The 12,906-nt window shown below is 58.5% G+C and carries 11 protein-coding genes; 4 read left to right on the top strand and 7 right to left on the bottom strand.

Annotated elements, in window-relative coordinates; all coding sequences use genetic code 11:
• Nucleotides 1-111: 111 nt before the first annotated feature.
• Together Q6D67_RS15570 and Q6D67_RS15565 are read left to right on the top strand one after the other, a co-directional pair.
• Entirely contained in the window at nucleotides 112-960 is an 849-nt protein-coding gene (locus Q6D67_RS15570) for an ice-binding family protein (protein WP_304706588.1), read from the top strand.
• A 108-nt stretch (nucleotides 961-1,068) separates the two neighbouring features.
• A complete protein-coding gene (locus tag Q6D67_RS15565; RefSeq protein WP_304706587.1) occupies nucleotides 1,069-1,980 on the top strand; it encodes a hypothetical protein in 912 nt (303 codons plus the stop codon).
• On the opposite strand, the gene Q6D67_RS15560 is transcribed toward Q6D67_RS15565, so the two are convergent.
• The 3 genes from Q6D67_RS15560 to Q6D67_RS15550 form a co-directional block, all read right to left on the bottom strand.
• The gene (locus Q6D67_RS15560; protein WP_304706586.1) at nucleotides 1,946-2,755 is read right to left on the bottom strand and encodes a matrixin family metalloprotease; all 810 of its coding nucleotides are present in this window, start codon (nucleotides 2,753-2,755) and stop codon (nucleotides 1,946-1,948) included. The two genes, Q6D67_RS15565 and Q6D67_RS15560, sit on opposite strands and share 35 nt — an antisense overlap.
• A gap of 400 nt (nucleotides 2,756-3,155) precedes the next feature.
• The gene (locus Q6D67_RS15555; protein WP_304706585.1) at nucleotides 3,156-4,301 is read right to left on the bottom strand and encodes an aminotransferase class V-fold PLP-dependent enzyme; all 1,146 of its coding nucleotides are present in this window, start codon (nucleotides 4,299-4,301) and stop codon (nucleotides 3,156-3,158) included.
• Nucleotides 4,302-4,322: 21 nt separating this feature from the next.
• Nucleotides 4,323-5,609 (bottom strand): sodium-dependent transporter, encoded by a 1,287-nt coding sequence (locus Q6D67_RS15550; RefSeq protein ID WP_304706584.1) that lies wholly within the window; start codon nucleotides 5,607-5,609, stop codon nucleotides 4,323-4,325.
• Nucleotides 5,610-5,826: 217 nt separating this feature from the next.
• On the opposite strand from Q6D67_RS15550, the gene Q6D67_RS15545 reads away from it, so the two are divergent.
• Nucleotides 5,827-6,888, top strand: coding sequence for a CDGSH iron-sulfur domain-containing protein (locus Q6D67_RS15545; protein WP_304706583.1), 1,062 nt, complete (start codon nucleotides 5,827-5,829; stop codon nucleotides 6,886-6,888).
• A 44-nt stretch (nucleotides 6,889-6,932) separates the two neighbouring features.
• Nucleotides 6,933-9,215 (top strand): TonB-dependent receptor, encoded by a 2,283-nt coding sequence (locus tag Q6D67_RS15540; protein ID WP_304706582.1) that lies wholly within the window; start codon nucleotides 6,933-6,935, stop codon nucleotides 9,213-9,215.
• A gap of 23 nt (nucleotides 9,216-9,238) precedes the next feature.
• Here the strand turns inward: Q6D67_RS15540 and Q6D67_RS15535 are convergent, their stop codons facing one another.
• The 4 genes from Q6D67_RS15535 to gntA all read right to left on the bottom strand — a co-directional run bounded on the left by Q6D67_RS15535 (nucleotide 9,239) and on the right by gntA (nucleotide 12,788).
• Nucleotides 9,239-9,898 (bottom strand): TetR/AcrR family transcriptional regulator, encoded by a 660-nt coding sequence (locus Q6D67_RS15535; protein WP_304706581.1) that lies wholly within the window; start codon nucleotides 9,896-9,898, stop codon nucleotides 9,239-9,241.
• A 37-nt stretch (nucleotides 9,899-9,935) separates the two neighbouring features.
• Nucleotides 9,936-11,369: a dynamin family protein gene (locus tag Q6D67_RS15530; RefSeq protein ID WP_304706580.1), complete on the bottom strand. Its 1,434-nt coding sequence runs from the start codon at nucleotides 11,367-11,369 to the stop codon at nucleotides 9,936-9,938.
• A 103-nt stretch (nucleotides 11,370-11,472) separates the two neighbouring features.
• Complete coding sequence (locus Q6D67_RS15525; protein ID WP_304706579.1) at nucleotides 11,473-12,054, bottom strand: urea carboxylase-associated family protein; 582 nt, start codon at nucleotides 12,052-12,054, stop codon at nucleotides 11,473-11,475.
• Between the two features lie 17 nt (nucleotides 12,055-12,071).
• Complete coding sequence (gene gntA, locus Q6D67_RS15520) at nucleotides 12,072-12,788, bottom strand: guanitoxin biosynthesis heme-dependent pre-guanitoxin N-hydroxylase GntA (protein WP_304706578.1); 717 nt, start codon at nucleotides 12,786-12,788, stop codon at nucleotides 12,072-12,074.
• Between the last annotated feature and the right edge of the window lie 118 nt (nucleotides 12,789-12,906).

Here is a 12,906-nt window from a genome sequence, read left to right as displayed (position 1 = left end):
TCGGCAGCAATCCACGAGTGCTTCCGAAAGCACCCTGACGCATTTTGGATAACTTCCTCGCGACAAGGGTTCGGCACCAAGCTCCGGGACAGGAAGATAAGAGGAGTCAAAATGAGTATCACGCACGCAAGATTCACGACCCGCAAGGGAATAATCACCAGCGTCGGGTTCGCCGCCCTGGTGTCATTGGCATACGTCGGGCCAGCAGCGGCCCAGGCCGTAGCGCCGCCACTGGGTACCGCGGGCGGCTTCGCTGTCCTGGGCACAAACGAACTCCCGACTACGGGAACCGCAACCTGCACCACATCGACCATTGACGGCAACGTCGGCTCCACCGGTAACTCGATTACCGATACCGGGCCGTGCACGATCACCGGGGACGTTGTCGCCCCGGTCACCGCTGCGGTCGTCAGTGACTTCGACAGCGCCTACGCCGCCGTCACAACCCTGAACCCCGTTTGTACCGGAGTGGTGCCCACGACCACTACCACGCTTCCACCCGGCGTCTACTGCTCCCCCGCCGGCACCACGCTCGGTGCCGGCGTCACGATTACGCTCGATGGCGACGCCGATGACGTCTGGGTTTTCCGGGTGGGTACCGGCGGCTTGGGTGCCCTCACAGGAACCGGACCCAACCTCCAGGTGGTTATGGGTGGCACCGCGCAGGCCTGCAACGTGTACTGGTGGACCGCCGAGGGGGCGACCATGACCAATGCGACGTTTGCGGGAACCGTTCTGGCGGGGACTGCCGCAGCGATGACCGGCACGAGTTGGGAAGGGCGGGCCCTGGCGACAACAGACGTGACAGTCACGGACTCAATCATCAGCGGCTGCGCCGCGTCTGCACCAGTGCCTGCGTCCGCGCAGCCAATTCCGACTCTCGGTCCGGGCACCCTGGCGGGCCTCATCGTCCTGCTGGCCGGCATGGGGCTGTTCACTCTCAGAAGGCGTTTCGTCTAGGCGCCAGGCAGTCCGTGTTTGTTTGCGCTGAGTCGGTGTGCTAAAAGATTCGGCGGGATAATAGTCCGGGCTGCTGCTCAGGGTTCGCTGAGGGGATCGAGGATGCGCATGTTGACTCGCCGCTTGCTGGTACTGGCCGCCATGTTGCTGCTGACAGGGTGCAAAATCGTCATTCTCAGCCACAACGTGGGCGGAGTGGTCTCTGCAAGTGGAGCCCACGACTGCCCCGCAGGGCAGTCCTGTCAGATCGATGTCGCCGATATTCACTTCAGGGAAACCTTCCAGGCCCTGCCCGGCCACGCCAACTACCGATTCAAGGGTTGGCTGAAAGGAGGGCGTCACCTGTGTGGAGGGATGGCGCAGGCCTGTTCATTGAGCACCGATAACTTCGCGGACTACCCGCACCTGATGGCCATTCTGGAGTCTGATCAGCCCTTTTTCCTGATACCGGAGTTCGAGCGCACAGGGCCAGTCGAGACTGCTGAGCTGGAGTATCGGCGGGACGGGAAGCCTCGGGTTTGGGACGCCAGAGGGCGCCTGGTGGGTACGCTGGAATCGGAGCCAGCGTCAACTCGGGCCCGGGGCGTCAACATGCACTTCCGGGGTTTTGCCCAGCGCTACATCCTGCTGATCGAGCACAACGGCTTCGGCTACCGCGTCTCCAACTCCATAAGCGACCTGGTCTATGACAATACGGATTGTGGGACTGAACCTCTGCCGTCACTGATACTTTCCGACGTCCCCGCCATGGGATTGGTATCGTCGGAGTCGGAGATTGCGTTTCCGGTGGTTGTGGGGCCAGCCCCCCAGATCTATATCCTGGATCCTGTCGCTACCCCCTCCAGAGCAACCTGGCTGCGGCGCTGGAACAGCAGTGACAGTCAGTGCCTGGAAGACGGGGGTGCGAGCGGTCCTGTCGCGCCACTGGTCCTGACGGATGCCGTGCTGGCGTACCCTCTCACCATTGAGGGCTCGGACGTCACGATCATCGCCCCCTTTCCGGACTCCATAGTGCTCTGACGGGCTCGGGGGCGCTCTCCAGCGCGCGCTCGGTCGTGGTTATCTGGGAACCATCGCTCGGATTGATGGCGTGCCAGGTCTCCGCTGGCATCTCGGCCGATTGGGTAGCGAAGCGAGTGGCCGGCCCGTAGAGCTGCCGGACGCCACGCAGATCGCCTGGCTGGAGATCGGCGAAGGCCTCGGTGTAGCGAAATCCCATCACTTCCCCGGCCGGCCCTGGATGGTCCAGGCCGATCGCGTGTCCGATCTCGTGAATCAGCGTATAGCGGATGTCGTAGACTTTCTCGTCGCCGTCAAACCCGACTTTCCACTTGTGGCTGGGATTCAGGCATACCAGAGCCTGGTCGATGGCGCGCAGACCTTCCTCCGGATCTGGCGCGTAGGAAACGTTGGCGAATGCCCGCCCGTTCGGCCGGCCCTGGGCACCGAGGACGATATCCGCATCCCGGATATCACTGACCTCGTGAAAGGACAGGTCAGCGGCGCGTTCCCATACCCGAAATGCTTGCGCAGTCTCCCGCTTCAGCGTCTCCATGGAGAGATTATTGCCGAAAAGCGCAGCAATCGGTGCCATGTCGCCGCAATTGTGCGTATTGTCGAAGCGTAGTGTCTCCCGGGCGAAGGCATAGCTGACGACGGCCCCCATCCCCAGGCGCCGTTCTCCCCACTTTACCTTGTAGCCGTCCAGCTCGAGCAGCAGATACTTGCCTTCGCTGGCGTGGGCAGGCAGCGGGACTGCCAACGGCAGCAGGCCGACCACTATTAACGCTAGCATGGGAAGTCTTGCACGCGTGGCTGATCGCACCGCAGTCTCCTGGCAAAGATGGCTGAAAGCTTTGGAGGACCCTGCAAGAGCGCTTTGGTAGCGCATCGGGCCTCCGGTATATAACAAAAAATAGCGTATATGTTCGGCAGCGCACCGAAAAATTATTCGCTCATGCTCATACTAATAACGAGCGAGCCTGCACTTTGCGAACAATTCTGGAATCAGTCGCCGAAGCTACCGACTGCGATTGGGGATGTCAATTGTGAAGTGGAGGAATGTCGGGTTAAGGAATAAACAGGCGGCAGAGGCGAACGCCTGTGCCGTTTTTCTGTTGCGGTGAGGCGCGGCAGCAGCGCTTCCGGGAAGTGTTTGTGCCGAGCTCCATGCCCTGCCGGGCCGGCTTCGGTACCTATTCACGCACCATCAAGTCCTTATTCCGGTCAAGCTCAATGAAAAGCGTCTGGATATCGTTCTCATTGTTATAAAAGTGAGGGGATATGCGGACATTACCGTCACGGCAGGAGACGACGATGCCCGCATCGCCCAGTTGCGAGACCAGCTTCACCATGTCGGTGGAGCGCAGCGCGATCATCGCGCCGTGGGGCCACTCACCGGTTGCAGATACCCAGCCCCGAGCAGCGGCTTCGCGCTTGATGGCATCGGTGATGAGCTTATTCTGCTTCGCAATGGCCTCTATCCCTGTGTCATGGACCATGCCAAGGCCTGCCCGGCAGGCTCCGATAGCGCTGACATTTGGTGTTCCACCCTCGAACCTTCGTGCTGAGTGCGCGGATACATTGTCGGCAATGGCCATCGCCGACACATCCTCCTGGGCAAACCACCCACTGGTGGTCGGCCGCAATGCTTCTACCAACTCGCCCTTCACGTACATATATGCCATGCCGGCGGTACCCATCAGGTACTTGAGGTACCCGCCCAGCAGCACGTCAGCATTCAGTGCTTTCACGTCTACCGGTAAGGCGCCCACTGCCTGGTAGGCGTCGACGACCATCAGTGCACCATGGCCATGGGCCAGCTCTGCGATGGCGCCGACATCAAGTTTGCGTCCGTTGCGATAGCAGATATAGGGCACAGAAACCACAGCAGTGCTTGAATCTATGGCACTGGCAAAGCGGGCCAGTGCGTCCCCGGGTTCGGTAAGGTCGTCGAGCTCAACCCGCTGAACGTCTGCACCGCGACGCTTCTGCGCATGCCAGATCTGGGCCGTAGTAGGAAAATCATGCGATGTGACAATCACTTTGTTGCGCTCGCCGGTGAAGTCCAGGCAGCTTGCAAATGCGTTCAGTCCCGCTGACAGCGACGGTACCAGTGCGATCTCTGAAGCTTGTGCGCCGAGCAACATTGCGGTGCTATCGCGAAGCTTCTCCTGCTCCTCTACCCATTGCTCCCAGCAAGCGCCGCGATTGTCGCGATCGTCGAGGTATTGCTCCATTGCCTGGCGAACCGAATCGGCCAGGGCGCCATAAGAGCAGCTATTGAGATAGGTTTTCCTCTTCAATATAGGGAAGTGGGTGCGCACCGTACTGATATCCATGGGGGTCTCAATGTCCTTGGGTTAGTGAATATAGGAAGTGATCAGAATGGCCAGAATGACGGCAGGAACTACCCATTTCAGCCAGATGAATAAAAAGTCCGTGAGTGTGCTGGCACCGAATTCGCTTGCCACCGCTACCTGCTTCAGGCGCCAGGTAAGGCCGATAATGGCGAGAGCGCTGCCCAGGGCGAGCATGCCTGATCCGAACAGCAGGTCCATGACAGCGACGGCTCCCGGATTGAAACCCGGGATAATCATGATCAGCGCCTCTACCACGCCAAACAGGATGATAGTGCGTTTGCGGTTCAGGCCATGGGTGTCTTCGTCGTCGCTGATGCTGCCAAATACAACTTCGAGAGCGGCGAGACCGGACAAAAATGCAACCAGCAGGAGTGCAAGGAGGAAAAACGAACCGACCATGCGCCCGTTGTCCATCTGTGCGAACAGTTGCGAGAGTGACTCGAATAACAGAGTAGGGCCCGCCGCGGGGCTGATACCATAGACCAAAATGGTCGGAAAAATAAATAGGGCCGCCAGCAGTGCTGCGCTGGTGTCAGCCCCGGCGGTCGCTATCGCTCCACGCCAGAGTGACGCCTTGGGGCTCAGGTAACTGCCGTAGATGACCATGATGGTTCCCCCCAGGCCAACGGAGAATACCGCCTGGCCCAGGGCAGCAAATACTGACGTCGGCGTGATCTGGGAAAAATCCGGTATCAGGAAGAGCCGCATTTTTTCCGGGGCACCCTCCAGACTGAGGGTCCGGAAGGTAAGGTAGATGATCACCAGGAAGAAAAAGGGCACGAATAGCTTGCTGACGCGTTCGATACCCTCATGCAGGCCCCGGTAAGCCACCCAGAGGATCCCTGCGAGTACAGCCAGTGCAAGTAAATACCGGGTGAGGCCATGATCGAGCTGCTGTACGAACGCCTGCTGGTGTTCACCGGCGAAACCGGTCGCGAATGACGTCCAGGTCATCAGGGCAACGTTGCCGATCACAACGAGATAATAGGAACCGGAGCAGAGCATACCCAAAACCAGAATGTAGCCGAGTGCGCGCCCGGTTCGTGGCCCGTAGCAGGAGGCAAATGCTGTGATGGTACCGCCCCGGGAACGCCTCCCCAGGGCCCATTCCCCGGTCAGTGCCGGGATCGCTATCAGCAGTACAAAGACGAGGTAAATCAGCAGAAATGCACTGCCGCCGTAGGTGCCCATCATGTACGGGAAGCGCCAGATGTTACCGAGCCCTATTGCGGCCCCCGCCATGGTCAGGATGGCGGCCAGAGAAGATGAAAATTGCTGACGCGGCATGTGTCTCCGGCCTCTTGTAGTGAACGTGCAGGTAGGCGAGTCAGGCAGTAGCTTGGCGGGGAACTTAGCACAGAGACTTTTTCAGGTAGATATTTTTTTAGGTCGCGAGCCCTATTTAGACCAAACACCCTAATCTAAATTTGAAATAAGTTGGGCATTGGAGGACTTTGTTTTACATATGAAATGATCGAACGTCAGGAGCGCAGGGACAGAAAGTATGGATGAGCCGGTAATCGTTCAGCCCAAGCCTTATCATGTGGCCGTGGAAGCAGGTAATCGTTATCTCTGGTGCAGCTGTGGTCTCAGTCAGACACAGCCGTTCTGTGATCAGTCCCATGTCGGAACCACCTTCCGACCGGTACTTTACGCGGCAACCGAAACCCGCTCAGTGCTGTTTTGTGGTTGCAAGCATACCCGGGAGCAACCTTTTTGCGACGGCTCGCACAATAACCTGGTGGACGAGTATGTTACTGATGATCGACCGCGGGAGGCGCTGTTGGCCCAGACCACCCTTGCGCCGTTCGACGCCGCCGGCAAAGCGCTGCTCGATGGCGGCTGTTATGTACGCCGGCACGACCAGCTGCAATGGACGGCCCGCGGTGGCATTACTATAGCGCCGGTTATCAGCGCCCGGGACGGCGCTGAGTTTATCGCCCAATCGGCAGTGAAGCTCGAATCCGGGGACAGTGACGTTTTCAGCGTCACCGATGCGGAAGTGGTGCTTTTTTGCCTGACGGGAGAAGGAACGGTAACGATTTCAGGCAGGGAATTCCCTCTGCGACCGCGTGGTGGCGCTCTGATCCGCAAGGGTGAGGCGTTCCGCATTGCCGGGGATAGTGGTTCAGAGCCACTGCACCTGCTGATGACAGTGTGCCCGGGTGACGCCAGCCTGGAGATCATCGACAGCATGTCCGAGGGTTTTGATACGCGATATGCCGAACGCACGGCGATCTACGACGAGTCATCCCGCAAAGTCATGGCCGACCGTTTCTATCAAGTCCTCATTGGCGAAGGCACGGGGAGTGACGAGGTGAGCCAGTTTATCGGCGAAGTGCCACAGTCCAAGGCGGCGCCACACCGCCACCTTTACGAGGAGGCTATTGTCATTCTGTCCGGCTACGGCACGCTCTGGACTGAAACCCTGCGTGCGCCGGTTCGCGCTGGTGATCTGATCTTTTTGCCCGCCAGGCAGGAGCATTCGCTGGAGTGCGAGAGTCCCGAGGGCATGATGCTGGCCGGACACTTTTATCCGGCCGGAGAGCCCAATATCAATTACTGATACCAGATACTGATACCACATCTGCAATTACGGAGAGTGACGCAATGTCGAGAACAAGAATATCCAGATATACCACTACGATAAAGCTCGGTTCTGCAGCGATACTGGCTGTCTCGGGGACTGGCGCCCCGCTGGCTCTGGCGCAAAAGTCACCCAGCCTGGAAGAGGTTGTCGTTACCGCCAGCAAAATGGGTGCGAGCAGTGTTCAGGATCTGGCCAATATCGTGACTGTGCTGGGTGCTGATGAGCTGGAATCCCGGGGAGCCTTTGAATTTACCGACTTCGCAGGCAGCGTCCCGGGTCTTCAGTTCCAGGATTTGGGTCCAGGTGACAAGGAATTCATTATTCGCGGTGTCAATTCCTCGGGGCCGTCGACAGTGGGTTTCTATTTCGACGAGGCAGTGATAACCGGCAGTAACTCGCAGGATGGCGGCGGCCGCAACCCGGACATCAAACTCATTGATATCGAGCGCATTGAGGTGCTCAACGGTCCCCAGGGCACCCAGTACGGTGCCAACTCAATGAGTGGGCTTATCCGCTACGTGCCCGCCAAACCGAACTTCGACGGGTTCTCGGGTGAGATCGCCGTTGACTTCAGCGACACCAAAGAAGGTAGCGACAATCAGGTCTACTCGGGTGTGGTGAATATTCCCCTCATGGATGATGTTCTGGCCGCCCGGGCAGTGGCCTGGCGCGTCGACAACAGTGGCTGGATTGACCAGTCGAGAGCTATCGGCGGGCCATATGAAGATGTCAATGATGAAGAAACCAACGGCGGTCGGTTGATGTTGCGTTACACACCTGATGACCGCCTGAGCATTGATCTCAGCTATCTTCGGCAGGAGACCACGGCGGGTGGCAGCTCCCGTTACACGCCAAAAGGCGTCACCAGTTTTGGCAGTGCCGATGCGGGCTTCCCGCCAATCACTGCCTCTTCGCACTTTGAGAATACCGATATCACGCGCAGTCCCTGGGACGACGAGATGGATCTGTTCAGTCTCACCGCCTCCTACCGCCTCGACAGCGGTTTACTGACAGCCACCGCCAACCAGTTCAATCGCGATATCCACTTCAACTTTGATTCTTCGCCTATTCTCTTTTTCTTTGGCGTGCCCATCCCGGGAATTACTTCGCAACCGCAAAGTCGTGACCTATTCTCCGGTGAAATCCGCTTTGCCTCCACCCTTGACGGCCCTTTCCAGTTCCTGGTCGGCGCGTTCATGCAGCGTGAAGACACGGACTTTGCCGTAAATGTGGTCAGCGTTAACGAGAACGGTCTTGCCGAACCGTTCATGCCGGGGCCCGACAATAACGCCCTTGGACCCAATGGCGGTACTACCTTCTTTGGGCGCTATGTCAAAGGCGACCTGGAACAGAACGCCTTTTTCGGCGAGATATCCTATGACATCAGCAATGATCTCGAACTGACACTCGGTGCCCGCTATTTCGACTCGACTCTGGAATCCACTGAGGGGACCTTACATGACTTCGGCTCGGCGGCAGCGCTCGGGCCGTTCAGCAACAAAGATGACGAGGACAAGGTTACCGGGAAAATCAGTCTCTCCTACCGCCCGAGCGATGCATTGAATGTCTATGGCACAGTGTCCCAGGGCTTTCGTGTGGGCGGCCTCAACCAGGCCGATATCAGCTTTACCGAGAATGTGCCGGGCTCCTATGGGGCGGACGAGCTCATCAACTACGAACTCGGTGTAAAGTCCCGGTTCGCCGGTGGTCGGCTATCGTTACAGGCTGCGGTCTATCAGATAGTCTGGGAAGACATGCAGGTGCAGTCTCTCGACGTGCAAAGTGGCATTCCATTCATTACCAATGCCGGTGAATCCGAGATAAACGGCCTGGAATTCAACGCCAACGCTACGCTTACCAACGCGCTGGAACTGCAGTTCGGGCTGACACTGGTCGACGCGGAGCTGACCGAAGACCAGCCGTTTGTCGACGAGGGGGAGGATCGGGGTTTTGTCGGTGACAGCATACCGAACATTCCCGATGTCCAGGGTTTCGCGGCGCTGACCTATACTACCGCACTGTCAATGGGAGAGCTCGAGCTGCGCGGCGACGTCACCTATCGTGGCGATGCAGACACCCGCTTTGATACTGCCAGCGAGTTCAATCGCGAGCTGGACGCCTACTCACTGGTGAACTTGCGCGCATCTCTGACCTTGTCCAATGACCTTGAGCTGACCCTCTACGGCAAGAACATTACGGACGAGCGGGCCGAATTTGACGCTATTGCCAGTGTGCAGGACCCACTGGCTGTAGTGGGATCGCGGCCTCGCACGCTGGGCATTGCCATTCGCAAGAATTTTTAGCCGATGCCCTGCCCGCAAGAAGCCTACGGGTTTATTGCGGGCTCCTCAGGGGGCGCAACTGAAAATAGTTGTAGGGAATCCGGGATGGCCTGTAGTGCCGCATCGGTCATCACCGGTTTTAACAGCTGCAGTATGAGTTGGTATCCTTCCTGCATGGTGGTCATGTCCACTGTATCCTCCTCTACCCGGGCAAAGCTCAGCCAGAAGTCGGAAACAATCCAGGAAACACGAATCAGGTTGTGAAGTTGATCATCGGTCAACCCGGGTTTCAGGACTCCTGCTTTTGCCAGGGCTTTGAAAAAGCGAAATACTTTATCCATCCGTTGGCGACGTACCTGATTGAAGCGGAACTTCAGCTCAGGATCGTTCTCCAGCAATATGTTGAGTTCCTGGTAAAAGAATCGGTAGCGCCATATAAGGCGATACTGGCGCAGGGTCATCCAGGCCATGTGGTCTATGGTCGGGCTGATTTCATCATCGGACCAGTTGCGAATCTCCGCTTCCATCTGGTTCCATATATCGAAGATGATCTCTTCCTTGGATGCGTAATGGTAGTGCAGGTTACCTTTGCTGATCCCGGCCGCCTCAGCAATACGGTTGCTGGAAACTCTGGACGCGCTGGCCTCGTTGAACAAGCTAATCGCGGCCTCCAGAATCTTTGTCTGTGTTTCGCGTGTCGCCATAAAAAGCGGAGCCCCAGTGTTCTGAAAACCCGTGCGCTCAGGTATCCGATTTGCCCGAGGGGCTGGCGTACCGGTCGTTCAGCGATTGCACGAAGTCGTCGGCTTCCGCCAGTACCTTTTCCAGCTTGCGTCGCTGCAGCGGTCCCCAGCCACGCGGCGAAGCGCTGGCCAGGGAACCCCACCAGGCCTTGACGTTCCAGCCAAATGCCCGCTCCGTAGCCTTGCGGTCCCGGGCCGGCTCATCACTGCGGTGCAAGCTCCGGAGCACACTGCGCCCCGCCAGCTCCCGCAGCTTGCTGTGCAAAACCAGTACCAGCACCGCGGCGATGAGCAGCACCGCAATCTGGAATTCCACCTCCAGCCGCGCTAACGGCATCAGGAAGAATCCATTCCAATGGCCTGCCTGCCAGCTCCACCACAATAGCAACCCGCCCAGCAGCGCGAATACCGAGCCGCTGAGCCAGAGGGTACGGCGGCGCCAGCTGCGGCGGGCTTCGGTGAGGCGCGGCACCATGACATCGCGGATATGCTTGGCGGTTTTCTCCAGCACACCCACCACCCGATAGGCACGCTCCACCTCCACCTGGCGAATGCGCGCCTCGATATCGTCCAGATCCTCGTCCCGCTTACGCTCCAGGCGCTCCTTGATCTGCGGGTCCTCCACCTGCAGCGCCACATTGCGAGCATAGATGCGGTAGAAACGGCCCGCGGTCAGGCCCTGCTGGGCCAGGGCCCGTTGCCAGGCCGCGACCACTTCCTCGGGGTTGTCCTCCCGCGCGGTGTTGTCGATCTGATTCAGAATGTAGAGGAATTTATTGGAATCCGGGCGCTGCACGGTATTGCCCACCAGGTGCGTGAGGGTGTCGCCCATCGCTCCGGGCTCGGGCCGGCGGGCATCGAAGAATACCAGTACCAGATCGGACAGGTCGATAATATGGTCGGTAAGCAGCAGGGTCGAGTTGCGCTGCATGTCGGCGTCAAAGCCCGGCGAGTCGATAAAGATCTTGCCGCGCAGCGCCTCTGCCGGCACGGTCTTCAGCTGCAGGTAGGAATCCACCCGGCGGCCTTCGCCTTCGGCTACGCCCTCGATGTCACGGCTGATCTGGTAGAAAGGGAACCGCGGGTCGCTGTCCAGTGCCAGCCCCGGCAGCGAAGTCGAGGCAGCGCCGGCGCCGTAGCAGATCACGGTAAACTTGTCGTCCACCGCCTGATTACCGGTGCGCTGCAATTCCTGGCCCACGTACTGGTTCATGAAGGTGGACTTGCCGGCGGAATAGGTGCCCAGCACAGAGATCACCGGCCACCAGGAGACCTGGGTGGCATAGGAATCGTCGGGGTCCATCAAGCCGAGTTTGCGGGCGACCTGGTCCAGCTTCTGGAAGCTCTGGACACAGCCCGCGAGGATCGGGTTCTCCTCCTTGAGGTGTTGCTCCAGGCGCTTGATTCGCTCCTGCGTCACACTTTTTGTCATGCTGGCTCTCCGCAGTAAATACGCCCTTACTATAGAGGGCAACCCTTGCCCGGCGCAAATTAAGCCGCTGCGAGCTGTCTTCTGGTGACTAAAAAACCTATGTTCAGCAGCGCACTACCTGAACGTCTATGGGCTTGAAGCAAAAATTGTTTGACTGCCCGGCGGAACATGCAGTTATCGCGACCACCAGTGGCATCTGGGCCCGCAGACGAACGAAATCCCCGGCTTCGCTGAGCGGCGGAAGAACCTGGAGCTCGCCGGTTGTGGCATCTATCGCAACATGCATGAAGACATTGAATGCAACCGGAATCCGATCTACACCGATATCGTAAGGGGCCAGTGCCGCGACCAGGTTGCCCTCGCAACCCGGGCGCTCCTCGCTCTCGCCGTAGATGATCCTGAAGGTATCTTTCGAGCAGGGTGTCAAGGTAAAGTCGTGGCGGCCGCAGGTATCCTCCATGATGGTGAACATGGGCCGGCTGCGGTTCGAGTACAGTATGTCGCCGGTCGTTAGCCATAAGCGTGCGGCATAGTCGAGAGAACGGCCTGAGGACAGATACTCCACACAATCCGGAAGCGCGAAAGCCACGACGTCGCTCACTTGCTGGCCTTCGGGATCGATAATTACCAGTTCATCACCAGTGCCAAGCTCGACCGACTGCGCGGAGCAGGGCGGAATTCTCACCGTCGTTACGCCTGGGTTCACGGCTGATTGTCAAAATCGTATGGGCACTGCCAGTCGGACCCAACCTCGCGGCCGCTGTACTGCCTGGCCTCACTCGCAGCACCGAAGTCCGCGAGGTTGGGATTCACGGACCCTTGCAATTCGATATCGCGTGCCCGAGTGGCCGCCTGCATCTTCGCAAAGCGTCCGTCTTCTCGTAACTTCTCGAACTGGCGGTGGGAGTTGAACACCAGCACCGGGTGGCTGAAACGCCGGGCGAGTCGGGAAGCATGCGAGTGCAGCCCGATGACGAAAAACGGATGCCCCGCCATGCTCAGGCTGAATTGTGCGCTATCGGCATCGGCGCTGACATCGCAGGCAGGCTTGTTGCCCGCCAGGACGTCAAGCCTGTGGATTCGCCATAACTGCGACCACAACAAGGACTCGAAACGAAGTTCATTCATATCATGCGGCCCCCTGAAAATGGCTACGTAAGAATGCACTATGTCATTGCTGGAAGTATTGGCTTCGATCATCCTGACAAATTGAGAGAGTCCATCCATTAACGGCCGGTCGTTGTCGCGGTCTCCCAGCCTACCGAACTCATGAGTTTCAATTAAACCACGGGCCAGAGCTGACTTGGCCCCAACACACGGATAGCTGACGCCATTCAGAAACTCCAGAAATTTTTCGCCCAGGTCCGGCACGGGTATGTGGTTTGCGGCAATGGCGGCAAGGCCATTAGTATGTCTCATCAGCTTCTCTTCAGGATGCGGCGCTCGGCCGCGGGGTCCACCCTCAGTGGATGTCTGTAATGGAAGGATAGCGTTCGGTGCTGGCAAAGTATGTTCGGTCACCCACCTTGAACGACGG

It is taken from the genome of Haliea sp. E1-2-M8 (genome assembly GCF_030649675.1).
Taxonomy (GTDB): domain Bacteria; phylum Pseudomonadota; class Gammaproteobacteria; order Pseudomonadales; family Halieaceae; genus Haliea.
The sequence above is the reverse complement of the archived record's forward strand: the minus strand, read 5'-3'. Positions and strand labels throughout refer to the sequence as shown.

Excerpts from the sequence above, each read along its gene's own strand:
- Q6D67_RS15570 (WP_304706588.1), top strand. The coding sequence starts at position 112 with ATGAGTATCACGCACGCAAGATTCACGACCCGCAAGGGAATAATCACC.
- Q6D67_RS15565 (WP_304706587.1), top strand. The coding sequence starts at position 1,069 with ATGTTGACTCGCCGCTTGCTGGTACTGGCCGCCATGTTGCTGCTGACA.
- Q6D67_RS15560 (WP_304706586.1), bottom strand. The coding sequence starts at position 2,755 with ATGCTAGCGTTAATAGTGGTCGGCCTGCTGCCGTTGGCAGTCCCGCTG.
- Q6D67_RS15555 (WP_304706585.1), bottom strand. The coding sequence starts at position 4,301 with ATGGATATCAGTACGGTGCGCACCCACTTCCCTATATTGAAGAGGAAA.
- Q6D67_RS15550 (WP_304706584.1), bottom strand. The coding sequence starts at position 5,609 with ATGCCGCGTCAGCAATTTTCATCTTCTCTGGCCGCCATCCTGACCATG.
- Q6D67_RS15545 (WP_304706583.1), top strand. The coding sequence starts at position 5,827 with ATGGATGAGCCGGTAATCGTTCAGCCCAAGCCTTATCATGTGGCCGTG.
- Q6D67_RS15540 (WP_304706582.1), top strand. The coding sequence starts at position 6,933 with ATGTCGAGAACAAGAATATCCAGATATACCACTACGATAAAGCTCGGT.
- Q6D67_RS15535 (WP_304706581.1), bottom strand. The coding sequence starts at position 9,898 with ATGGCGACACGCGAAACACAGACAAAGATTCTGGAGGCCGCGATTAGC.
- Q6D67_RS15530 (WP_304706580.1), bottom strand. The coding sequence starts at position 11,369 with ATGACAAAAAGTGTGACGCAGGAGCGAATCAAGCGCCTGGAGCAACAC.
- gntA (WP_304706578.1), bottom strand. The coding sequence starts at position 12,788 with ATGAGACATACTAATGGCCTTGCCGCCATTGCCGCAAACCACATACCC.